Annotated in this window: 27 protein-coding genes and 1 other annotated feature; of the genes, 22 read left to right on the plus strand and 5 right to left on the minus strand. The window is 39.8% G+C overall.

What is annotated here, in order from left to right:
• The first annotated feature begins 57 nt into the window (after positions 1 to 57).
• Positions 58 to 129, plus strand: a sequence feature (ribosomal protein L21 leader region).
• A 14-nt stretch (positions 130 to 143) separates the two neighbouring features.
• The 7 genes from rplU (at position 144) to pheA (ending at position 4,534) form a co-directional block, all read left to right on the plus strand.
• Positions 144 to 452 carry a 50S ribosomal protein L21 gene (gene rplU, locus AC1DEF_RS01210; RefSeq protein WP_013059337.1) on the plus strand — a complete coding sequence of 103 codons (309 nt, stop codon included), beginning with the start codon at positions 144 to 146 and terminating at the stop codon, positions 450 to 452.
• A gap of 9 nt (positions 453 to 461) precedes the next feature.
• A complete protein-coding gene (locus AC1DEF_RS01215) occupies positions 462 to 794 on the plus strand; it encodes a ribosomal-processing cysteine protease Prp (protein ID WP_013059336.1) in 333 nt (110 codons plus the stop codon).
• A 16-nt stretch (positions 795 to 810) separates the two neighbouring features.
• On the plus strand, positions 811 to 1,104 hold the full coding sequence (gene rpmA / locus AC1DEF_RS01220; RefSeq protein ID WP_013059335.1) for a 50S ribosomal protein L27: 294 nt from the start codon (positions 811 to 813) through the stop codon (positions 1,102 to 1,104).
• Positions 1,105 to 1,275: 171 nt separating this feature from the next.
• On the plus strand, positions 1,276 to 1,812 hold the full coding sequence (locus AC1DEF_RS01225) for a Spo0B C-terminal domain-containing protein (protein WP_013085118.1): 537 nt from the start codon (positions 1,276 to 1,278) through the stop codon (positions 1,810 to 1,812).
• A gap of 51 nt (positions 1,813 to 1,863) precedes the next feature.
• Positions 1,864 to 3,150 carry a GTPase ObgE gene (gene obgE, locus AC1DEF_RS01230; RefSeq protein ID WP_013085117.1) on the plus strand — a complete coding sequence of 429 codons (1,287 nt, stop codon included), beginning with the start codon at positions 1,864 to 1,866 and terminating at the stop codon, positions 3,148 to 3,150.
• A gap of 33 nt (positions 3,151 to 3,183) precedes the next feature.
• Positions 3,184 to 3,633 (plus strand): ACT domain-containing protein, encoded by a 450-nt coding sequence (locus AC1DEF_RS01235; RefSeq protein ID WP_013059332.1) that lies wholly within the window; start codon positions 3,184 to 3,186, stop codon positions 3,631 to 3,633.
• Positions 3,634 to 3,661: 28 nt separating this feature from the next.
• Complete coding sequence (gene pheA / locus AC1DEF_RS01240) at positions 3,662 to 4,534, plus strand: prephenate dehydratase (protein ID WP_028410569.1); 873 nt, start codon at positions 3,662 to 3,664, stop codon at positions 4,532 to 4,534.
• Positions 4,535 to 4,562: 28 nt separating this feature from the next.
• Here the strand turns inward: pheA and AC1DEF_RS01245 are convergent, their stop codons facing one another.
• Positions 4,563 to 5,108, minus strand: coding sequence for a transcription repressor NadR (locus tag AC1DEF_RS01245; RefSeq protein WP_047932161.1), 546 nt, complete (start codon positions 5,106 to 5,108; stop codon positions 4,563 to 4,565).
• Positions 5,109 to 5,123: 15 nt separating this feature from the next.
• Positions 5,124 to 6,260 carry an IscS subfamily cysteine desulfurase gene (locus tag AC1DEF_RS01250; RefSeq protein WP_097824631.1) on the minus strand — a complete coding sequence of 379 codons (1,137 nt, stop codon included), beginning with the start codon at positions 6,258 to 6,260 and terminating at the stop codon, positions 5,124 to 5,126.
• A gap of 89 nt (positions 6,261 to 6,349) precedes the next feature.
• Here AC1DEF_RS01250 and nadB point away from each other — a divergent pair, with 89 nt between their 5' ends.
• From nadB to AC1DEF_RS01280, 6 genes are all read left to right on the plus strand, one after another.
• Positions 6,350 to 7,894 carry an L-aspartate oxidase gene (gene nadB / locus AC1DEF_RS01255; RefSeq protein WP_097824630.1) on the plus strand — a complete coding sequence of 515 codons (1,545 nt, stop codon included), beginning with the start codon at positions 6,350 to 6,352 and terminating at the stop codon, positions 7,892 to 7,894.
• A gap of 36 nt (positions 7,895 to 7,930) precedes the next feature.
• Positions 7,931 to 8,824, plus strand: coding sequence for a carboxylating nicotinate-nucleotide diphosphorylase (gene nadC / locus AC1DEF_RS01260; protein ID WP_025750594.1), 894 nt, complete (start codon positions 7,931 to 7,933; stop codon positions 8,822 to 8,824).
• A complete protein-coding gene (gene nadA / locus AC1DEF_RS01265; RefSeq protein WP_026106706.1) occupies positions 8,781 to 9,881 on the plus strand; it encodes a quinolinate synthase NadA in 1,101 nt (366 codons plus the stop codon). Before nadC ends, nadA begins: the two co-directional genes overlap by 44 nt.
• A gap of 214 nt (positions 9,882 to 10,095) precedes the next feature.
• Positions 10,096 to 11,376, plus strand: a complete 1,281-nt coding sequence (gene safA / locus AC1DEF_RS01270) for a SafA/ExsA family spore coat assembly protein (RefSeq protein WP_043976124.1) — start codon at positions 10,096 to 10,098, stop codon at positions 11,374 to 11,376.
• Positions 11,351 to 12,331, plus strand: coding sequence for a phosphotransferase (locus AC1DEF_RS01275; protein WP_477727291.1), 981 nt, complete (start codon positions 11,351 to 11,353; stop codon positions 12,329 to 12,331). Before safA ends, AC1DEF_RS01275 begins: the two co-directional genes overlap by 26 nt.
• Before the next feature lie 94 nt (positions 12,332 to 12,425).
• Positions 12,426 to 13,085, plus strand: coding sequence for a YhcN/YlaJ family sporulation lipoprotein (locus tag AC1DEF_RS01280; RefSeq protein ID WP_028410577.1), 660 nt, complete (start codon positions 12,426 to 12,428; stop codon positions 13,083 to 13,085).
• A gap of 103 nt (positions 13,086 to 13,188) precedes the next feature.
• Here the strand turns inward: AC1DEF_RS01280 and AC1DEF_RS01285 are convergent, their stop codons facing one another.
• Complete coding sequence (locus AC1DEF_RS01285) at positions 13,189 to 14,268, minus strand: YsnF/AvaK domain-containing protein (RefSeq protein WP_097824629.1); 1,080 nt, start codon at positions 14,266 to 14,268, stop codon at positions 13,189 to 13,191.
• A 291-nt stretch (positions 14,269 to 14,559) separates the two neighbouring features.
• Here AC1DEF_RS01285 and AC1DEF_RS01290 point away from each other — a divergent pair, with 291 nt between their 5' ends.
• The 7 genes from AC1DEF_RS01290 to yajC all read left to right on the plus strand — a co-directional run bounded on the left by AC1DEF_RS01290 (position 14,560) and on the right by yajC (position 19,771).
• Positions 14,560 to 15,072, plus strand: a complete 513-nt coding sequence (locus AC1DEF_RS01290) for a BofC C-terminal domain-containing protein (RefSeq protein ID WP_051390548.1) — start codon at positions 14,560 to 14,562, stop codon at positions 15,070 to 15,072.
• 321 nt (positions 15,073 to 15,393) lie between these two features.
• Entirely contained in the window at positions 15,394 to 16,005 is a 612-nt protein-coding gene (gene ruvA / locus AC1DEF_RS01295) for a Holliday junction branch migration protein RuvA (protein WP_013059321.1), read from the plus strand.
• A 16-nt stretch (positions 16,006 to 16,021) separates the two neighbouring features.
• Complete coding sequence (gene ruvB, locus AC1DEF_RS01300) at positions 16,022 to 17,023, plus strand: Holliday junction branch migration DNA helicase RuvB (RefSeq protein WP_013059320.1); 1,002 nt, start codon at positions 16,022 to 16,024, stop codon at positions 17,021 to 17,023.
• On the plus strand, positions 17,020 to 17,220 hold the full coding sequence (locus AC1DEF_RS01305) for a DUF2905 domain-containing protein (protein ID WP_013059319.1): 201 nt from the start codon (positions 17,020 to 17,022) through the stop codon (positions 17,218 to 17,220). The genes ruvB and AC1DEF_RS01305 overlap by 4 nt, the downstream gene beginning before the upstream one ends.
• 23 nt (positions 17,221 to 17,243) lie before the next feature.
• Complete coding sequence (gene queA, locus AC1DEF_RS01310) at positions 17,244 to 18,272, plus strand: tRNA preQ1(34) S-adenosylmethionine ribosyltransferase-isomerase QueA (RefSeq protein ID WP_013059318.1); 1,029 nt, start codon at positions 17,244 to 17,246, stop codon at positions 18,270 to 18,272.
• Between the two features lie 23 nt (positions 18,273 to 18,295).
• Positions 18,296 to 19,435 carry a tRNA guanosine(34) transglycosylase Tgt gene (gene tgt / locus AC1DEF_RS01315; protein WP_013059317.1) on the plus strand — a complete coding sequence of 380 codons (1,140 nt, stop codon included), beginning with the start codon at positions 18,296 to 18,298 and terminating at the stop codon, positions 19,433 to 19,435.
• A gap of 72 nt (positions 19,436 to 19,507) precedes the next feature.
• Positions 19,508 to 19,771: a preprotein translocase subunit YajC gene (gene yajC / locus AC1DEF_RS01320; RefSeq protein ID WP_013059316.1), complete on the plus strand. Its 264-nt coding sequence runs from the start codon at positions 19,508 to 19,510 to the stop codon at positions 19,769 to 19,771.
• A gap of 36 nt (positions 19,772 to 19,807) precedes the next feature.
• On the opposite strand, the gene AC1DEF_RS01325 is transcribed toward yajC, so the two are convergent.
• Positions 19,808 to 20,191 (minus strand): TIGR04086 family membrane protein, encoded by a 384-nt coding sequence (locus AC1DEF_RS01325; RefSeq protein ID WP_340447106.1) that lies wholly within the window; start codon positions 20,189 to 20,191, stop codon positions 19,808 to 19,810.
• A gap of 146 nt (positions 20,192 to 20,337) precedes the next feature.
• Between AC1DEF_RS01325 and AC1DEF_RS01330 the strand changes: the two genes are divergently transcribed.
• Entirely contained in the window at positions 20,338 to 20,991 is a 654-nt protein-coding gene (locus AC1DEF_RS01330; protein ID WP_411970477.1) for a DUF421 domain-containing protein, read from the plus strand.
• Positions 20,992 to 21,011: 20 nt separating this feature from the next.
• On the opposite strand, the gene spoVB is transcribed toward AC1DEF_RS01330, so the two are convergent.
• Complete coding sequence (gene spoVB, locus AC1DEF_RS01335) at positions 21,012 to 22,622, minus strand: stage V sporulation protein B (protein ID WP_097824628.1); 1,611 nt, start codon at positions 22,620 to 22,622, stop codon at positions 21,012 to 21,014.
• Between the two features lie 64 nt (positions 22,623 to 22,686).
• Between spoVB and AC1DEF_RS01340 the strand changes: the two genes are divergently transcribed.
• Positions 22,687 to 22,980: a post-transcriptional regulator gene (locus tag AC1DEF_RS01340; protein ID WP_025750585.1), complete on the plus strand. Its 294-nt coding sequence runs from the start codon at positions 22,687 to 22,689 to the stop codon at positions 22,978 to 22,980.
• The last annotated feature ends 12 nt before the right edge of the window (positions 22,981 to 22,992 follow it).

A 22,992-nucleotide genomic window follows, 5' to 3' on the forward strand; every position in this document is an offset into this window, starting at 1 on the left:
TTCCAATTGACACTAACCTTTGATTTGTAGTAAGATTTAATATGTTGGTTTGTAGCACCCGTGCTACAACCGCTCAGAACAGGTTTTAAGTTCACTTGAACACCTGTGATGGCGAGTCTTAGTTTTTAGAGGAGGTGCAGAGAATGTACGCAATTATTGAAACTGGTGGTAAGCAAATTAAAGTAGAGGCTGGTCAAGCAATCTACGTTGAAAAACTTGCTGGTGAACAAGGCGAAACAGTTACTTTTGACAAAGTATTATTTGTAGGTGGCGACAGCGTGAAAGTTGGTGTTCCTTTCGTAGAAGGTGCAACAGTTACGGCTAAAGTTGAAAAACAAGGTCGCGCTAAAAAGATCACTGTATTTAAATACAAAGCAAAGAAAAACTATCGTCGTAAGCAAGGTCACCGTCAACCTTACACAAAAGTTGTAATCGACGCTATCAACGCGTAATTATAACAAATGATTAAGGTGACGATTTCTCGTGATGCAAATAAGAAAGTTGACGGGTTCACGATGAGTGGACATGCTGACTTTTCCGAACACGGAAAAGATCTTGTTTGTGCGGGAGCATCTGCAGTTTCATTTGGGACAATTAATGCTATCTTTTCAATAAGTGGGGTTGAACCGCACTTAGAGCAAGGTGGAGATGGTGGGTATCTCCGTTGTGAGATTCCAAAAGATGTGGATTCGTTCACATTGGAACAGATTCAATTGCTATTAGAAGGTATGGTTGTTTCACTGAAAACGATCGAATTAGATTACAGTAATTATATAAAAATTAACGACAACTAAACAGGAGGTGGATGTCATGTTAGTAAGATTAGACCTTCAATTCTTCGCTTCTAAAAAAGGAGTAGGTAGTACTAAAAACGGTCGTGATTCAATCTCGAAACGTCTTGGTGCTAAACGTGCTGATGGCCAATTCGTATCTGGTGGTTCAATTTTATACCGTCAACGCGGTACTAAAATTTACCCAGGTGCAAACGTAGGTCGTGGTGGAGATGATACTTTATTCGCTCAAATCGACGGTATCGTTAAATTTGAACGTTTCGGTCGTGACCGTAAAAAAGTATCTGTATACCCTGTTGCTCAAGAAGCATAAGATACAAAAAGAAAACTCTAACCCAAGTAGGTTAGAGTTTTCTTTTTGTAGAATATTTCACCTATTACCCATTGGAATTTGTTATAATCGAACATATCTAAGAAGATTGATACGAGATGTTTGTCAGCGTTGTGAAATACTTATGCTCGAGTCAAAGTTAGGAGTGCTAAGATGGAAAAAGAATGGGATGTCGTAGAGGTATTAAGATACGCGCGGCATGATTGGTTAAATAAGCTGCAATTAATCAAAGGCAATCTAGCGTTGAATCGGCTTGATCGAGCGAATGAAATCATTGAAGAAATTGTAAATGAATCCAAACATGAATCCAAGTTAACAAACATCAATATGCGACTGTTTGCGGGCTTTGTTATGACCTATCATTGGAATAACCATGCTGTTCGCTTAGATGTGGAAGTGCTCGGAGAATTGAAGGATTTATCACAATACGATGAGTTCGTATACAACTGGTGTTGCTATTTGACAGAAGCACTCGAAAAATATGTTGATTATCATGCAGAAAACTATTTGAGTATTTCAGTATGCATTGAAGAACAGGGAATTCGTTTCTTTTTTGACTTTAGTGGAATACTAACAGATATACAGAAGCTACAAAACAAGCTACAATGTTATGAGTGCGCTCAAGGAGTTGCATTGGTTGAACAGCATATGTCTGAAGATGAATTTAGCCTTATGCTCACAATAAGTTAACAGCGCTTTTGCTATTGCAGGAGCTAAGATATAGAACGGAGTGAAAAAGAAATGTTTGTAGATCAGGTCAAGGTATATGTAAAAGGTGGCGACGGAGGAAATGGAATGGTTGCCTTTCGTCGCGAAAAGTACGTACCAAAAGGAGGTCCTGCAGGTGGTGACGGTGGTCACGGTGCAGATGTCATCTTTGAAGTAGAAGAAGGATTGCGTACGCTGATGGATTTCCGCTATAAGCGTCACTTTAAAGCAAGCCGCGGTGAACATGGAATGTCAAAAGGACAGCACGGACGTAACGCTGAGCCGATGGTTGTAAAAGTTCCACCAGGTACGGTTGTGTTAGATGAAGATACGAACGAAACGATTGCTGATTTAGTTGAGCACGGCCAGCGCGCAGTGATTGCTAAAGGTGGACGCGGAGGGCGTGGGAATACGCGTTTTGCTACACCTGCAAATCCAGCACCGGAGCTTTCAGAAAATGGAGAGCCAGGTAAAGAGAGAAATGTAATTCTTGAATTAAAAGTATTAGCCGATGTAGGATTAGTTGGTTTTCCAAGTGTTGGAAAGTCAACGTTATTATCCGTAACGTCTGCTGCAAAGCCAAAAATTGCTGAATATCATTTTACAACAATTAATCCGAATTTAGGAGTAGTCGAAACAGAAGATAATCGCAGTTTTGTGATGGCAGATTTACCAGGGCTAATCGAAGGTGCACATGAAGGTGTAGGATTAGGTCATCAGTTTTTACGTCACATTGAACGTACCCGCGTTATTGTCCATGTAATCGATATGTCAGGTTTAGAAGGCCGCGATCCGTATGAAGATTACTTAACTATTAATGAAGAGCTGCGTCAATATAATATGCGTTTGACTGAACGTCCGCAAGTAGTGGTAGCAAATAAAATGGATATCCCGCAAGCTGAAGAGAATCTAGCTGCATTCAAAGAAAAAGTAGGAGACGAAGTGAAAGTCTTTCCAATTTCTGCAGCAACGCGTAATGGAATCCGCGAACTGTTATTTACAGTAGCTGATCTTGTAGAAACTACGCCGGAATTCCCAATGCAAGAAGAGGAAGATCTATCTATGCACCGCGTATTGTACAAGCATGAAAAGAAAGAAGTGGAATTTGTTATTACGCGTGATAGCGATGGCTCATACGTATTAAGCGGTGAAAAAATCGAAAAATTATTCAAGATGACCGACTTCTCACGTGAAGAATCAGTTCGTCGATTTGCGCGTCAGCTTCGAGGCATGGGCGTCGATGAAGCCCTTCGTGAACGAGGAGCAAAAGATGGCGATATTGTAAAGCTGTTTGAATATGAATTTGAATTTATTGACTAATTGTTGTTCATAGGATAAGGGGAGGGGCTTTACTTGCATAAGAGCGATAAGCAGTTTTATTTAGTTCGCGAAGATGTATTACCAGAAGCGATGAAAAAAACATTGGATGCGAAGCTGTTAATTGAACGGGGAAAAGCTGAATCGGTAGCAGATGCTGTACAAGCCGTAGACTTGAGTCGCAGTGCTTTTTATAAGTACCGCGACACGGTCTTTCCGTTTCAGACGGTTGTCAAACAGCGAATTATTTCACTATTTTTTCATATTGAAGATCGATCAGGAACTTTATCACATTTATTGAGCACCGTTGCATCATCGGGATGCAATGTGTTAACGATTCACCAAACCATCCCTTTACAAGGGCGTGCCAACGTAACTCTTTCATTAGATACAGCAAGCATGAATGTTGAATTAAATGAAATGCTGCGAAGACTGAAAAGCTTAGAGTTTGTAGATAAAGTGGACGTGCTTGGTTCAGGGGCATAATGGCAAACAGATATAGATAAGGAGAGGCATGATTGTGGGGAAAGTAGGATATTTAGGACCAAAGGCAACATTTACACATGTAGCCGTCCAAGGCGTATTTAAACAGCACGACCATATTCCATACAAAACAATTCCAGCATGCATTGATGCAGTGGATAACGGAGAAATTGAGTATGGAATTGTACCGTTAGAAAATGCACTTGAAGGATCTGTAAATTTAACACTTGATTATCTTATTCATGAACGTCGTCTGCCGATTGTTGGGGAAATTGTGCTTCCGATTCGTCAGCATTTAATGGTTCATCCATCTCGTGCAGAACAGTGGAAAAACATTGAAACGATTTATTCTCATCCTCATGCAATTGCGCAGTGTCATAAATTTTTACACGGAGAATGTACGTCAACTGCAGTAGAAGAGATGACATCAACGGCGTTTGCTGCTAAGTATGTAAGCGAACACCCTGAGCTTAATATTGGAGCTATTGCGAATGGGTTAGCAGCCCATGAATATGGATTACATATTGCCTGCCCGAACATTCATGATTATGATCATAATACAACAAGGTTTGTTATTTTGCATAAAGATGGAGCGCAAGAGGTGCCATTTTTAGCTGGAAACGGGTGCAAGACAACGTTAATGATTACACTTCCATCTGATCAGGCAGGAGCGCTTCATCAAGTGCTTTCAGCCTTCTCCTGGCGTAAGCTAAATCTGTCTAAAATTGAATCCCGTCCTATGAAAACAGGGCTTGGAAACTATTTCTTTATCGTTGATATTGAACAAAAAATGGATGAAGTATTAATCCCTGGGGCTATGGCTGAACTTGAGGCACTAGGCTGTAGCGTAGAGCTTTTAGGAAGCTATCCCCATACACTACTTGAAACAGAAATCCCGCTTTAAAGCGGGATTTTTTTGTTATAACACCTTTTTATTCATTCGAAACTAAATAGCCTTCCGCTTCAAGAGCTAAGCAGGCAGCATTCAGTTTTTCAATTGTATCTGCTTCAATCGTATGAAGGTGAATCCCATCTGTTAGCTGAGATAAATAAGTTGCGTTTGTTTCTTGAATTTTTTCTATAAACGTTTCTACTTCTTTTCGGGTTTGAATCATAACGGAAGCGGTTAATTCACCATACACAGGGTGTTCAACGGTTACATCTTTTACGAGAACGCCGTGGTCAACAAGCAGGAGAAGCTCCTTTTCAGCATCTTCTGGCGTATGCTGACAGGCAATAATTCGCTGATGCACGGTAGTTTGAGATGGATTTTGAATGTAAATATATCCTTGGCTTGTTGCGATAATGGGCTCATTTTTAGCTTTAAGCAGCGAAATATCTTGTACAATGACTTGGCGGCTAACGTTCGTTCGTTTCGAAAGCTCACTGCCTGTCATTGGTTTATTCTCTGTTTTTAACCATTGTAGAATAAGTTCTCTTCTTTCTTCTCCAAGAATTTTCTTTTGAGTTCCTGGCACCTTTAATCCCTCCTTTTACACTGTCATAAATTCTTGCTGTAATAAATGAAAAACGGATATGAGTCGATCAATATGCTTAAACGTTGAATGTTGACTGAATGAAATACGGACAAAATTCTTAGCATTCGCAGTCGATTTGCCAATCGCAAGCAGAGAAGCTAATGGTTCCTGCTGATTTACATGACAGGCACTTCCCGTAGAGATAGCAATTCCGTGACGATTACATTGTAACATAACATATTGACCCTGTATGTTTGAAAACGTCAGTCCCATAATTCCAGGAAAATGAGAGTTCCCAAGGCCTTCTACTTCTATAAAAGGAGCAAGAGGCTCTAGGTTTTCCAGTAAGTACGATTTTAAGCGCTCATAATGGCTTCGGGCGGTCTTCATTTCTGCATATGCGCATTCAGCTGCTGCAGTAAAGGCAGCAATGCCCGCTGTATTTACAGTCCCAGGGCGAAAGCCTTTTTCATGAGTTGCTTTATGGTAAATAGGCTTCCAAGAAGAACTTGAATTCATGTATACCATTCCTACACCTTTTGGTCCGTAAATTTTATGACTAGAGACTGAGATGCTATCAGCTTTCAGCTTTTTAACATCAATAGGAAGCTTACCAAAAGATTGAACACAATCACAGTGAAAGAGAATTTCTTTTTTAGATAAAAAATGGCCAATATCCTCAACTGGCTGAATTGTACCGAGCTCATGATTGATATGCTGAATGGCTACTAGCACAGTGTCAGGTCGAATCGTCTTCTTTAAGTCGTCTACAGACACAACTCCGTTTTGATCTACAGGTACGTAAGATAGGGAAAATCCTTCTTTTTCAAGCTGCTGCAACGTATGAAGCACCGAAGAATGTTCAAGCTTCGTTGTCACTATATGTTTTCTTTCATCATTTTTTCCTTTTAAAAGAGAATGAATAGCTAAGTAATTAGCTTCTGTTCCCCCGCTTGTAAAAAAAAGATCATCCTCTCGACAATTCACTAACAGGCTTAATTTTTTTCTGCATAGCGTAAGTAAATTTTCTGCTTGTGTTCCAAGTGTGTGAAGACTGCTGGAGTTTCCATAATAGCTTGTTGCCGCTTCAGTATATACTTCAATTGCTTCTTGTCTCATTGGCGTTGTTGCTGCATAGTCCAGATAAATCATTTTCTCCCTCCGATAAAAAAACTTCTTGTCTTTCATTTAATAATATGTAAATATAGGTGTCAAGACACATGTAAATAAAGAGGTGTAAAATGTTAGAGACGGATGTTTTAATTATTGGAAGCGGATTAGCAGCGTTTTCTGCAGCTTATGAACTGTGTCGTCATAACAGAGTTGTAATGGTAACGAAAGGGAAAATTGACCGCAATAACTCAGTTCTTGCTCAAGGCGGAGTAGCAGCTGCTATTGGAAGCAGCGATCACTGGAGTGAACATCTCTATGATACGTTGGTTGCGGGCAATAAGCATTGCAATGAACAAGCAGTACGCACTTTAGTGGAAGAAGGTGCGGCTGTAGTAAATGAATTGATTCATAAAGGAATGAAGTTTGATAAAAATCCAGATGGTACGCTGCATTTTGGAAAAGAAGGAGCCCATCGTACGAATCGTATTCTGCATGCAGGTGGGGATGCAACAGGACAAGCGCTGTTCGCTTTTTTGAAAAAAGAAGTACTGCCATATATTACAGTCATTGAAAACGAAATGATTCAGCATTTAATAACTGTAGATGGAACGTGCAGAGGTGCTATCGGACAAGGTGAAAACAACAAAATTACTATATATCATGCTCGTCAAACGGTTATTGCTACCGGAGGAATCGGCGCTTTGTACAAGCATACATCCAACCAGCCGCTTGCGACGGGAGATGGGCTAGCGCTTGCGTACAGGGCTGGAGCAAAATTAGCGGACTTAGAATTTGTTCAGTTTCATCCGACGCTTTTGTATCAAAATGAAGCGAAAGGTCTAGTATCCGAAGCGGTTCGAGGTGAAGGTGGCGTACTGGTAAATGAATGGAATGAACGCATAATGGAAGGCGTTCATCCCTTTAAGGATTTAGCACCGCGAGATGTTGTAGCAAGGACAATTTTTAATGAAATGAAAAAAGGAAGATCCGTATTTTTAGACATTGAAAAAGTGGCTCATTTCCAACAAAAATTTCCTACGATTACGGCACTGTGTCGGAAGTATAAAATTCAACTGGATAAAAAACGAATACCTGTTACTCCCGGCGCACATTTTTTAATGGGTGGAATTGAAGTAGATGGTTACGGACAAACAAGCGTTGAAGGATTGTATGCCGTGGGGGAAGCTTCTTCTACAGGCGTTCATGGAGCAAATCGTCTAGCAAGCAATTCATTGTTAGAGTGTCTTGTATTTGGAAAACGGACAGGGCGTCATATTTTACATAAAGCGAGAACGATATCTCGTTATCCCCCCGTCCGTTACGTCTATAAAGACATGCCTAAAACACTGCCTGCCACAAGACAAATTCAGCATAAAATGATGGATTGTGTAGGAATCATTCGTCATGAAAACGAATTGTCTACTATTGTGCATGAATTCACAAATTATCTAGATGGAATACCTCTTGACCAAGAAGTTATATATTCGAGGAAAGCTGCGACCATCTGCAATATGCTAGCTGCAGGTCTGCTTATTGCCGAGTCCTCTCTTGCTAGAAAAGAAAGTAGAGGAGGTCATTACCGAAGTGACTTTCCGCATGAAAACCAAGAATGGGAGCATAAGCGAATTATTAAGCAGTCTGCTGCTTCAACAAAACAATCATTGATTTTATAAGCAAGAAAATCTAAAAAGAAAGGTGAAGGTAGCACAATGAACACGTTGAAATTACAAAAACTATTGCAGTCTTTTTTTATAGAAGACATTGGAGATGGAGATATAACCTGTGAAGCTATTTTTTCTCCGTCTGACCAAGGGGAAGCTGTGTTCACGGCAAAGCAATCAGGTATTATCGCAGGTGTGGAATTGATTAAAGAAGGATTTCATTTAATAGACCCTGACGTGAAAGTGAATTTGGAGAAAAAAGATGGAGATGTTCTTAATCCTGGAGATAAAATAGCTACCGTTTCAGGACCCGTGCGATCTATTTTGACCGGTGAACGGGTAATCTTAAACTTACTTCAAAGAATGAGTGGCATTGCCACGATGACGCACAAAGCCGTAGCGCTGCTTGGCAGCTCACATACGCGTATATGTGACACGCGAAAAACAACGCCTGGTATGCGAATGTTAGAGAAGTATGCCGTTCGTGCTGGAGGAGGTTATAATCATCGTTTTGGATTGTACGATGGCGTCATGTTAAAAGATAACCATATTGCACATGCAGGATCTATTCTAGACGCTGTTGTGAAAGTAAGAGAGCAGGTTGGACATATGGTTAAGGTGGAAGTAGAAATTGAAAACAAAAGTCAGTTGCTAGAAGCAATAGAGGCAGGAGCAGATGTTATTATGTTCGATAACTGTTCTCCAGAAGTCATTAAAGATTGGATACCACTGGTTCCCGCTCATATTGTCACAGAAGCATCCGGTGGAATTACGCTTGGCACGCTCCATTCTTTTAGGGACAGCGGAGTGGACTATATTTCACTTGGAGCTTTAACGCATTCAGCAGGGGCTATCGATATCAGCTTGGACTTATTAACAGAAAGGGGAACAGGAAATCATGAGTTTATTACAAACGCTTCAGCAGCAAACGCTGCCCGCTAAATATACGGAGCTCACAGAAAATGAAATGAAAAGAAGAGTACTAGAAATCAAGAAAAAGCTCGGAAGCAAATTGTTTCTGCTCGGCCATCATTATCAAAAAGATGAAGTGTACGAATTTGCAGATGCGGTAGGAGACTCCTTACAGCTGGCTCAAATAGCAGCTGAAAATAGAGAAGCTGAGCATATTGTGTTTTGCGGCGTTCACTTCATGGCAGAAACAGCTGATATTTTAACAGCTGAAAATCAAAAAGTCATTTTACCCGATATGCGAGCTGGCTGTTCAATGGCTGATATGGCTACTATTCAGCAAACAGAAAAGGCATGGCCTGTCTTACAGGATCTTTTCGGAGATACGATTATTCCGCTTACGTATGTGAACTCTACAGCTGCAATTAAATCTTTTGTAGGTGAACATGATGGGGCAACAGTAACATCTTCAAATGCAAAAAATATGGTGGAGTGGGCATTTTCTAAAAAAGAGCGCATTCTCTTTTTGCCAGATCAGCATTTAGGCAGAAACACTGCTTATGATTTAGGTGTTGGACTAGATGAAATGGCCATTTGGAATCCTATTGAAGAAATACTTGAATATGAAGGGGATATAAACAACATCAAGGTGATTCTGTGGAAAGGTCACTGTTCTGTGCACGAAAATTTCACGGTTAAAAATATTGATTATTTACGCGAGAAGCAGCCTGAGATGAATATTATTGTTCATCCGGAGTGTTCTTATGAAGTGGTGCAAAAATCAGATTATGCAGGTTCTACAAAATATATTATTGATACAATTGAAAAAGCTCCTTCAGGCTCTAAATGGGCCATTGGCACGGAAATGAACTTAGTGAAACGGATTATCAACAGTCATCCGGATAAAGAAATTGTTTCGCTTAATCCCTATATGTGTCCTTGTTTGACGATGAACCGAATTGATTTGCCTCACTTGCTGTGGGCTTTAGAAAGCATTGAAGAAGGAACAGAAGTGAATCAAATCAAGGTGGATAAACATACAGCACAAGGGGCGATCAAAGCGCTAACGAATATGTTAGAACGAGCATAAAGATTTTTAAGACAATTAAAAAGAGAAGGTCTAAAAGAAGACTTATTGACATATTGTTTGTGTTGATAAGTCTTTTTTTCTTTATCATAAAAACTTGAACCAAACTGTGGGCAAAATGAATAAAAAAATGGTTCAAGGCATATCTTGTGATGAACAAACAGAACTTACTTTGATTTTGCACATATAGATGGCAGAGACTCTACTCGGGAGGGGAATGACGTTGAAAATCCATATCGTTCAAAAAGGGGATACCCTTTGGAAAATCGCTGAAAAGTATGGGGTTAATTTTGAAGAGTTAAAAAAAGCGAATTCTCAATTAAGCAATCCAGACATGATCATGCCTGGAATGAAAATTAAAGTGCCGACAAGCGGAGTGCCTGTTCAAAAAGAAGGAGCTCCTTCACCTGGTATAAAAGAAATGCCTAAAGTTCAACACCCTTATAGTGACCAATCCACAAAAGCTTATCCAGTAACGGAAATTGATGAAAGTCCGGATGAGAAAAAGTCAGCTAATCAGCCTGCTCAAACACCGTTTATGCAACCGATAAAAGAAGCACCAATTGCGCAGCCAAAGAAAGAAGCACCGATTGCTCAACCGAAAAAGGAAGCGCCGATTGCGCAGCCAAAGAAAGAAGCACCGGTCGCACAGCCTAAAAAAGAAGCACCAATTGCGCAGCCTAAAAAAGAAATGCCAGTTGCGCCAAAGCTTCCTAAATTAAAGCCAATTGCACCTGAGATTGATATTAACAATTATTACACCGTTAATATGGCGATGCAGGCTCCAAAAAAAGAAGCACCAAAAGAACTGCCTAAGCATGAATCGCCAGAAAGTCCTGAGATGGAGAGTATAGAAATGCCTCCTCAAATGCCATGTTACCCAATCATGCCGATATCGCCTGTGATGCCAGGCTGCGGATTTAATTATATGCCGTGTCATCCGCCAATGTATGCACCGCAGCCATATCCAATGCCAATGTATCAACAGGCTCCAATGTATCATCACGGTTATGAAAACGAATCGTTTGAAGAACATGCGATGGGCGCTCACATGGCACCGATGCCAATGTATCCAATGATGCCACACAGCTGCTATGGACCGGTACAATGTTCTCCTTGTCCGCCTCCATGGGGATATCAGCAGCCCGTTTATCCGGCCTATCATCAAGCACCGATGTATCCACAAGTGCAAGGAGCTATGACGGGTGGCCATTATGAAAGTTCTTCCGATGGTTATGGAAACGCGCCTTACCATTATGGGCAGCACTATGCGCCACAGCAGCAAGGAGACTGCGGCTGCGGTGAACCAAGACCTGAAGACTATGCACCACAGCAGCCTTATCCACAGTACCAACAGCAGGTACCTTATGGCTTTCAGGACCCAAGGGCACCCTATCCAGCCCCATATGGCATGATTGGTGTACCTCCGTATCCTGCGTTTGATCCAAATGCATTTAGTATTCCAGAATACGATGAGTACGACGAAGATGAAGATTGATTATTATACACGAGACGATTTTAATTTAAATCGTCTCTTTCTCTATTTGAAAAAAAGAGATATTCACGTTGAGACCTATCGTATGAAAAAGCCTCATGTTATCATAGCGGATACGAATAAAGGAAAAAAAGTAATAAAAGCATACAGAGACAAAGGTAAAATTGAACATGTTTATCATTTTTTATCTCAGATTCAACAAGGGTATGCTGTTAATTTCGAAGCTTACCCAGAAGGTGAACTTTATATAAAGGACCGTCATTTGTACTGGGCGATGATGCCTTTTGTTAAGCAAGTAAAAGAGGTAACGTATGAAAGTTTTCAGGATCGGGAAGAAGTATTACAAACATTGATTCGTTATCATGGAGAAGTTCATAAAAAGAAACTAGCCGCGTATACAAAGCTTTCTGAGTATGACCTTATTTTAAAATGGAAAAAGCGGCTTTCCTCTTTTCGAGAAACATCACATGTATTTAGGGAATTTAATCAATTTCATGTATATAAAGACATTGCGACTTGGGGAGAAAAAGCTTTAGTCTTAATGGAACGTTTCAAAGATAGTGAGTTAAACTGTTCCATTATTCACGGTGACGTTGCTTCACATAATTTCTTGAAAACAAACCACTTGGGTATTGTTATGATTGATTTTGACTTATCGGCTAAAGCTCCTGCTCTTTATGACTATGTCCAGCTTGCCCAGCGCTTTTTGCCTTACGTCCAGTGGTCGATGAAAGAACTACTTCAACACTCGAAAATAAAAGAATTAAGCAAGCAGCGTTTTTTTCTTGCTTCTTTGCTATTTCCATCGATGCTGATGAGAAACTGGAATATAAATGCCTCTGCTTTATCATGGGCAAACCGTCAAAGATTAATGCAGCAATCGGTTGAAGAATGGTCCCAGCGTACACGTTTTTATCGAGTGATTTACCAGTACTTACAAAACCTACATGACATGTAAAGAGTTTATAAACACTTCATCGAATAAGAAACGGCTCGTCTTTTAATCCTAATAGTAAGCTCAGAGTAAGTAGAGCTTAAATTAGGGGGCGATTATGTTGAATAGGTATGTAGCAACTTCTTTAGCTTTTGCATGTATGATGGGACTTGGCGCTTGTAATAACAAAGACCAAGGTATGGAACAGCGCTATACAGATACGACACAGCCTGTTGGCTATCATACAAATGAAAAAGCGAATGAACATCGCGTAGATAATCCGAAAGGTCCAATGACTGAAGTTTTAGATGGGAATGGAACACCTAATTATCCTTTAAATGTAAGTGATGGACGTTTTGACAATCCGACAAACCCTTATGGAAACATCAATAATACAAATGATCGTACAAATGGCGTTGCTAATATGTATTATGGTGAAGATTATCCAAAAGACTTTACGGAAAAAGTGGCTGATCGAGCTGCAAGCGTTAAAGGTGTAGAAAATAGCCGCGCCGTTGTCCGTGGAGATCAGCTATTAGTTGCTGTAGATCCGGCCAAAGACATAAATAACGGCCGTTTAAAACAAAACGTGCTCGATAAAGTAAAGCCTATTGCAAAGGACTACAATGTTCAAGTAAAAGTAGATCATGATGTATTTATGAACGCTCGTTCTCTTGATGACGATATTCGAAATGGAAAAGACCGAAATACGATTCAAACTAATTTCAATGGTCTATTTGAATCAGTTGATGAGAATGTCAATCATAAACATCGTTAAATGAAGAAGCAGCTGTCTGTGAAGGACGGCTGTTTTTTTGATGAGAAGACATATAAAAAAGCTGCCATTGAAGCCAGGCAGCTATTCCTCGAACATGTAACTATTAATTTTTCTTGTTAGAAGCAGATTTGTTTGTTGTTTTGGATTCAGCTTCTTCCTTTTGAGCGTTAGTTTCATTTTGTTTGAGGCGACCTTCTCTTTTTTTCATATCTGCTGGTGCCGTAGCGACACTCTTTGTATTTTTTACATTTTTTGCAGAAGAGCTTGTCTCATTAGCTTGTGTGTTTGGCTTCTCGTTGTTAGTTGTCTGACTATTTTCGTATTCAGCTTCCACGTCGCTTGCTAGAGCTGCAGAAACTTGAGCGTAAGTATGGTCTGTATAGTTCATCATATTTTCGTATACTTCAGGGCTCGCGAGTCCATCAGGTTCTACGCTTGCTTCTTCTTTCTTAATCGTTTCAGTCCATTCTTTTGTTTCTTGAATAAGTTTTTTTCCTATAATTACTTCTTCAACAATAACTGGTCTTTTGGTTATTTCTACTCGTTCTTCCATGATTGGAACACGAATAATTTCATCTTCTGTAAGTGGCCCAGCGTTATAGTCTCCGTCAACTACAGGGCGACGTTCAATATAAAACTCTTCTCTCGTAACAGGAACGTGTACAGTTCTTTCTTCCTCTATTACTTTTTTGTGGAGTTTTACTTCACCGACTTGGACGCGTTCTTTTAAGACATCTAATTTTTCTTCACGTAGTTGGACGGCTCTATGCTCGTTGTGTTCCGTATAGGTTCCGTACGCTGGAGTTTGTTCAGAGCTTACGGCATCTATCAAGATTAGAATTTTACCAGCAGCTACATCTGTTTCGCACTGCACGGCTGAGAAGTCTGGTATGCCCATGCGGATTAATTTTGATTTCAAGCCGTTTCCTTGTTTGAGCCCCATGCCGCCTGTCATCATGGTAAAAAAGTTATCCATCATGACGCCAGCTAATGAACTTACGGCAGGTGAACCAGCTTCAATAATTACATTTGTATCGTGACCTATTTGAAATGTATTGCTTTTACTGTTAGAAATAACCATAATGTCTGTTTCTCGATAACCTTGATGCTTTAAATTATGGATAACATCTAAAGCTTCTTTCTCTGAAAAAAAAGTTCCGACTACACGTTTATTCATTCTCATTACTTCAGCTCCCTTTTTTATGAAAATAGATAATAGAAGTCCTTACAATTACTTCCACTATGTACATACCCTGCGAAAATTTAATTAAAACGTTCAAGAGAAAATTTTACAAATAGTGTGCAAATGTAACAAATACGTCATGTTTTCTTAACATAATATCGTAAAAGGGATTTGCTTCATAAAATAAGAGGATAAAAGAAAATAAGTAGGTCAAACTATTAGTGTAGATTTTCACAAAACCTTTTTAGATAATACTAAAAAGAGTATGATTAACGTGTGAGGTGAAGGTGAGTGAAGAAAGTCATTCATCAAGCAGCTTTTTTAATGCTAGTAAGTATTGTGCTTTGTATAATGCCATACCGTGCAGATGCGAATGAAAAGGAGCCGATGACATTATTTCTTGAGCGCGTGTATGTGGATGGAGTTGTAAGTCAAGAGATGATCAAAAGCCCTTCTATGACGAAAAAACAATTAATGAAAAAATATAAAAATTGGCGACTGCTTAAAGAAACGGATCAAGAGCTAGTTTTTAGAACAAGCATAGACGATATTTCACCTATTTTAAAAGAGAACGGTTATGTAGGGCTTTCTGTTAACGGTATTCTCTCAGCATTTGAAGGCAAACCAGCTTCGTCGCAGCACATTATACAATCGTTTTTTCAAATTGACATCAAAAGGCTTGAGAGCTATCAGCATGAACAATTAAAGAAAGGTATTCGCGTTCAATCAAAAGATGAATATCTTTCCCTCATTAATTTCTATAAAATCTATCAGCTCCAGCAGCGGCCGCTTTCAATCAAGTAGCCGTTTTTTAGTATGGTAAAATAATTATTGAATGCAACATTCTAAATTGCTTCTATTTGCTTTTGGCGATATGTTAAAATGGTATTCAGCAGTCTAGTATTGTATATATTTTAAAAGGTCATTCATCAATAAAAGTGTGCGGTTCTATTTTTTATAGCTATTGTAAAAATAGGTTGGCAAAGATGAAAAGAGGCAAACGTTCTCTTGAACGTCTTTTTAAAAAGCAGCTTTAAAGGAAAATAGAGAACGATGCGGGCAGGATTCTTCGTAGGCAAAGTGGAAGGTCACTGCCCGTGCGTACGTGATTAAGGAGAGAGCTTATTGTTTGATTATATCAAAGGTACTGTTACATATATAAATCCTGAGTATGTAGTAATCGAAAACAATGGGATAGGCTATCAAGTCTTTACGCCGAATCCATATGTATTTTCAATTGATGAACAACCAAAGACGGTTTACACCTATCAATATGTAAGAGAAGACGTAATTGCACTTTACGGGTTTGCTTCCCGAGAACAAAAGGATTTATTTATGAAGTTAATTAGCGTGTCAGGAATCGGCCCAAAAGGCGGTTTAGCTATTTTAGCGTCAGGTAATCCAGCGCAGGTTGTCCAAGCTGTGGAAGAGGAAGACGAGAAGTTTTTAGTTAAGTTTCCAGGAGTAGGTAAAAAAACAGCTCGACAGATGATTTTAGATTTAAAAGGAAAGCTGCATGATATTGTACCAGATGCCGTTCCTTCTTTATTTGCAGATTTGGACGCACAAGAAGTCAAATCTCAAAGTTCAGAAGCACTCGATGAAGCGATTGAAGCACTTAAAGTATTAGGTTATGCAGAAAGAGAAATCAAAAAAATTGTTCCGGCTTTAATGAAGGAAACGATGACAACGGATCAGTATATTAAAGAAGCGCTAAAACGATTATTGAAACAATAAGTAAGGGAGGAGTAAAATGGACGATCGTATTGTAACGGGAGATGTTCTTGGTGAAGAAGAAATCATCGAGCAAAGTTTGCGGCCGCAAACCTTACAGCAGTATATTGGACAGCATAAGGTAAAATCCCATCTGGACATTTTTATTAAAGCTGCCAAAATGCGAAGCGAAACGTTAGATCACGTGCTTTTATATGGTCCTCCAGGATTGGGGAAAACAACTCTTGCTACTATTATCGCTAATGAAATGGGCGTGCAAATCCGAACGACCTCAGGGCCAGCCATTGAGCGTCCAGGCGACTTAGCCGCAGTTTTAACCAGCTTAGAGCCTGGAGATGTGCTTTTTATTGATGAAATTCATCGATTAAATCGTTCGGTTGAAGAAGTACTATACCCAGCAATGGAAGATTTCTGTTTGGATATTGTTATTGGAAAAGGACCGAGTGCACGTTCCGTCCGTCTGGATTTGCCTCCGTTTACGCTAGTAGGTGCCACGACAAGAGCAGGGCTTTTATCTTCTCCTTTGCGTGATCGCTTCGGCGTTTTAAGCCGTTTAGAATATTACCAAGAAGAAGATCTTGCTTCGATAGTGGAAAGGACAGCCGCTATTTTAGATGTAGAGATTGATGAGAAAGCTACGTTTGAGATGGCTAGGCGTGCTAGGGGAACCCCGCGTATTGCGAATCGCTTGCTTCGAAGAGTCAGAGATTTTGCTCAGGTCAAAGGAGACGGAGCCATAACCGAAAGGCTTGCCAACGAAGCATTAGAAATGTTGCAGGTGGACCGTTTAGGTCTTGATCATATTGACCATAAATTATTAAGAGGGATTATCGAAAAATTTAGAGGCGGACCTGTAGGGTTAGACACCATATCGGCTACTATTGGTGAAGAGTCTCACACAATTGAAGACGTATACGAGCCGTATCTATTGCAAATCGGCTTTTTGCAGCGAACGCCGCGAGGACGAATTGTGACGCCTTTGGTTTATGATCATTTTCAGCTGGAGGTGCCTGATCAGTGAATGATATGCCTAAGATGCTTATCACATTAGGGGGCATTTTAGTCGTCATTGGGCTGTTATGGCAGTTCGTTGGCAAGCTTCCTGGCGATATTTTTATCAAAAAAGGAAATACAACCTTTTATTTCCCGATTGTGACATGTATTCTAGTAAGCGTTGTGTTATCACTTATTTTTTATGTAATTGGCAAATTTAAATAATTAAGTAGAAACAGGTGAACATTTTGAAAGTAGATTTATTTGATTTTCATTTACCAGAAGAATTGATTGCCCAAACGCCGCTTGAGCAGCGAGATGCGTCAAGACTCATGGTATTAAACAAGGAAACAGGAAGTGTGAAGCATCATATGTTTCATGACCTTCTTGATTATGTGCAAGAAGGAGATTGTTTAGTGTTAAACGACACGCGTGTTCTTCCTGCACGATTATTTGGGACAAAAGAAGATACAGGTGCTAATATTGAAGTATTGCTTTTAAAACAAACACAAGGCGATACGTGGGAGACGCTTGTAAAACCGGCTAAGCGAGTAAAAGAAGGCACGGTTATTTCGTTTGGTGACGGACGTCTGACAGCTGTATGTAAAGAAACGAGCGACCAAGGCGGACGTTTGTTGGAATTCAACTATGAAGGCATCTTTTATGAGGTTCTGGAACAACTGGGAGAAATGCCGCTGCCGCCTTATATTAAAGAACGCTTGGATGATCAAGAGCGCTACCAAACGGTTTTTGCTCGCGAACAAGGTTCTGCAGCAGCGCCAACAGCAGGTCTTCACTTTACAGAAGAGATGCTTGAACAGTTAAAAGAAAAAGGTGTGCATATTGCATTTTTAACGCTTCATGTCGGATTGGGTACATTCCGTCCAGTCAGCGTTGACGACTTAGAAGAGCACGATATGCACTCAGAGTTTTATCAAGTGAGTGAAGGAACCGCTGCTTTACTAAACAGCGTACGCGAAAAAGGCGGTCGCATTATTTCAGTAGGCACAACTTCTACCCGTACCCTTGAAACGATTGCAACTGAGCATAACGGCAAATTTGTTGCTTCTTCAGGCTGGACCAACATTTTTATCTTCCCAGGGTATGAATTTAAAGCAATTGATGGAATGATTACAAATTTCCACCTTCCAAAATCTACGCTCATTATGCTTGTAAGTGCCTTAGCAGGAAGAGAAAACGTCATTTCTGCCTATGAACAAGCTGTAGCAGAGAAGTATCGCTTTTTCAGCTTCGGCGACGCGATGCTAATTTTGTAATTTAACATGAAAGGAATACATCAATGACAGCAATTCGTTACGAACATATAAAAACTTGTAAACAAACAGGAGCGCGTTTAGGGATTGTCCATACGCCTCACGGCTCATTTGAAACGCCTATTTTTATGCCAGTAGGCACATTAGCTACAGTAAAAACAATGTCTCCGGAAGATTTAAAAGCAATGGGAGCAGGCATTATTTTAAGTAATACGTATCATTTATGGCTTCGTCCTGGTCATGAAATTGTTAAAAAAGCGGGAGGCCTTCATAAATTTATGAACTGGGATCGTCCCATCTTAACGGATTCAGGCGGCTTCCAAGTTTTTAGCTTAAGTGATTTGCGCCGTATTGAAGAAGAAGGCGTCCATTTCCGCAACCATTTGAATGGAGACAAGCTTTTCTTATCTCCAGAAAAAGCGATGGACATTCAAAATGCGCTTGGGTCTGATATTATGATGGCATTTGATGAATGCCCACCTTATCCAGCAGAATATGACTACTTAAAACGTTCAGTTGAACGCACAAGCCGCTGGGCAGAGCGATGCCTTGAGGCTCACAGCCGCCCTCAAGACCAAGGTCTTTTTGGGATTGTTCAAGGCGGAGAATTTGAAGATTTACGCCGTCAAAGTGCAGCTGATTTAGTTTCAATGGACTTCCCAGGTTATGCTGTTGGAGGCCTGTCAGTTGGAGAACCAAAAGATGTGATGAATCGTGTGCTTGAGTTTACGACGCCATATTTACCAACCGACAAACCACGTTATTTAATGGGAGTAGGATCACCTGACTCGTTAATTGATGGAGCGATTCGCGGGATCGATATGTTTGATTGCGTATTACCAACGCGTATTGCACGTAACGGAACGCTTATGACAAGCGAAGGTCGTCTTGTTGTTAAAAATGCAAAATATGCAGAAGACTTCGGTCCGATTGATCCAAACTGTGACTGCTACACATGTCAAAATTATTCAAGAGCGTATATTCGCCACTTAATTCGTTGTAATGAAACGTTTGGAATTCGTTTAACATCTTACCATAACTTATATTTTCTGCTAAACTTAATGGAGCAAGTCCGTGAAGCCATTCGCGAAGACCGACTTGGCGATTTCCGCGATGAGTTCTTTGAAAAATATGGGTTTAACGGCCCGGACGCAAAGAATTTCTAGGTCACTACAGGAATTTTCATCAAATTTATGAATGAGTACCTGTTGATAATATAAATAAAAGGAGGAGTTTTCATGGGTGTTTTACAAAATATTTGGCCATTACTTTTAATGTTTGTCATTTTCTATTTCTTGTTAATCCGTCCACAGCAAAAACGTCAAAAAAACGTACAGCAAATGCAATCAGCACTTAAAAAAGGTGATAAGGTTGTTACAATTGGCGGTATGCACGGTTTGGTAGACGCAATCGATGAGTCACAAGTTGTGGTTCGCAGCACTGACGGTTCAAAATTAACGTTTGACCGCAATGCTATTCGTGAAGTAAGAAGCGTAGATTAATAAAAAAAACGTCACGTACATGTACGTGACGTTTTTTTATGCTTCTCGTGAACCGGCAATGTTTACGCCAACAATTCCCCCCAGAATAGCGACTCCAATAAATCCAGCGTGAAATAGAAGCTGCTGTGCAGAAAACAGGTGACTATAGCCGAGAAATTGTAGTGAAAACATTAAAAAAGAATAAGAAATACCAGTGGCTCCTCCAACGAGAAGTCCTTTTGAACCGTTTCGTCCTCCCGCGATAAATCCTCCGATAAACAGTGTAATAAATGAGAGAATAAGTAAAAATAAACGGACCGACTGTTCTTCAAGCGATGTAAACTTTAAAATAAGCGAAAAGATAATGCTAATCGCTAAAGCCATCACTAAGATTGTTGCTACTCCTGCAAATACAGCGTTGCTCATTCGTTTTGCACCCAACTTGTTTCCCCCTTATGAAATAAAAAGATAGGTGAACCCTTAGTACGAGCATATTCGGGATGACTTCAAAATAGACGCATAAAAGTAAGGCTATTTTAAAATAAATGGTACAAACTACAAGGGAATACATAAAGGAGGTCTTTGCAGTGGAACTATTGATTATGGTTGCGCGAACCGTGCTTTTATACGTAGTAGTTTTAATTATTTTTCGCGTCATGGGTAAAAGGGAAATAGGAGAGCTGAGCATTTTGGATTTAGTTGTCTTTATTATGATTGCTGAAATGGCAGTAATGGCTATTGAAAACCCAAAAGATCCTTTGCTGTATTCAATTCTTCCGATGTTAACGCTTCTTATTATTCAAATCGGCTTAGCTATATGGTCTCTTAAAAGCAATCGAATGCGAAACTTTATTGATGGCAAACCTAGTATTATCATTGAAAATGGAAAAATAAACGAACATGAAATGAAAAGGCAGCGATATAACTTCAATGACTTGCTCGTGCAGCTGCGTGATAAAAATATAAAAAATGTAGCTGATGTTGAATTTGCTATTTTAGAATCTTCAGGAAGGCTATCCGTGTTTGAGAAAGATCAGCAATCAGGTGAAAAAGGCAATTTGAATTTGCCTTTTATCATTGACGGCATTATTCAAGAAGAGCATCTGCTGCATGAACATAAAACGACGGAATGGTTAAGGACAGAGCTGGAAAAGCGAGGGTATTCAAACTTAGATAAGATTTCATATTGCAGCTACGACAACGGAAAATTTTTTATAGATTTGGTAGATGTGAAAAAATAAAACGCGGATTGCTCCGCGTTTTATTTTCGTTTAAAATAGCGTAAAACAGAAAAACGGTTTAATTCTTCTTTTGTTATCAGTCTAAAAAGCAGCAAAAACAGTACGTATACAACGCTTGTAAGTGCAATCGATAAAACGGTTCGTAAGCTCAAAGGGATGGAAGTGAAAAGGTTCATATAAGCGAAGTGTCCGGTAAAACCTGATATTCCCATTACAGAAAAACTGCGAAGATACTCAAACACATGAATCTTATACGTGATTTTTTTCATGACGGTAGACAGGTGTAAAAGAGTGACAAGCATCATTCCCACAACAATTGCAAGACCAGCTCCCATAATGCCTAGGTTTGGCTGAGTTGCGAGTAAGAAGATAAGAGATGTTTTGACCGCTGCTCCTATAAAACTGTTAATCATGGCGGCTTTTGCAAGGTCTAGCGCCTGCAGAACAGCTTGAAGCGGCCCTTGAAAGTAATAAAAGATAAAAAAAGGCGCCATGACTTTGACAAAAATAGCAGCTTTGTCAGAACCATACATCAATTCCATTACCGGATTAGCAAATACATAAAGAACAACAACGGCTAGCCCGCCTGTTACAAACGACAAGCGGAGAGCTTGATGAAGCCGATATTCGATTTGCTTCATTTGATTCTGTGCAAGAGATTCACTGATTGCGGGAACCAAAGACGTGGATAGAGACACCGTTACAAAAGAAGGCAGCATCAGGAGAGGGAGTGCAAAGCCTGTTAATTCTCCGTACTGCTTCGTTGCTACAGCTGTCGCTACTCCTGCAATTGCTAAACTTTGAGCTACTACAATCGGTTCTAAAAACCAAGAAATTGACCCAATCATGCGGCTTCCTGTCGTGGGAAGAGCAATTCGCATTAAGTCAAAGAACGTATCTTTGCCCGCATGTAAAGAAGCAAAAAATTTTCGTCTTACCGTTATTTTCTTCTTTCGCTTGAACATAAACATCATATAAAACAGTGAAGCTAGTTCTCCAAATACGGAAGATAGCATAGCACCAGCCGCAGCGTACTCAATTCCATAGGGCAAAAATGCTTTTGTACATACGGCAATTAACGTAATGCGCACCACTTGTTCGATAATTTGAGAATAAGCAGCAGGCTTCATTTGCTGCTTTCCTTGAAAATATCCGCGGATGACAGACGAGACGGCGATGATTGGAATAACTGGAATAATCGCAAGCAGCGGATAGATCGTACGTGAATCTGTAAAGAAGGTTTTTGCTACAACGGGAGCGAATAATATTAGTCCGAGCGTAAATAAAACGCTCAGCGTACACGTAATACTTAAAGAGACGACAAGTATTTTTTTTATTTTATGCCTGTCACCTAAAGCTTCTGCTTCTGCCACTAACTTGGATATGGCAACCGGTAGCCCAAGCTGTGTTAAGGTGATTACTAATACCAGCGTGGGGACCGCCATCATATAAAGTCCCACACCTTCGTCTCCAATCATTCGAGCCACCACAATTCGATTGACAAACCCGAGTACACGTGTAATTAAGCCAGCAATTATTAAAATAATAGTTCCCTGTAAAAATTTAGACATATACTCACTGCTTTCTTGAGGTTTATACAGTGAATATATGCGTCCCCGGTGTCCAAGCATGACAAGTATTCCTCATACGAGAAAGAAATTTTACGCGAAATGTCAAACAGAAAGGAGGATCGATATGACACATCCATTTATTTCAGCTTCGAAAGAACTTATACAGCCTGTCTTATCCAGCAAAATGGAAGAATTTCATATGCTTGGATATGAAGAAGTAACGGAGAACGATTTATTGAGTTATTTAGAAATGAAAAAATGGAAAAAAGAAAAGGAGCTATCTCTCCATCAAGTGGTAAATGATATTTTATCTGTTAAGATCACGCAGGTGATGAGCTATGTAACAATTGAATCTTATAAATCTGATATGTTCTCAAGTGTTAATAATGGAGAAGACTGGAAAGAATTATTAAAGTAGAGTTTGTAAAAT

The organism is Priestia sp. 10L35, from assembly GCF_056395685.1.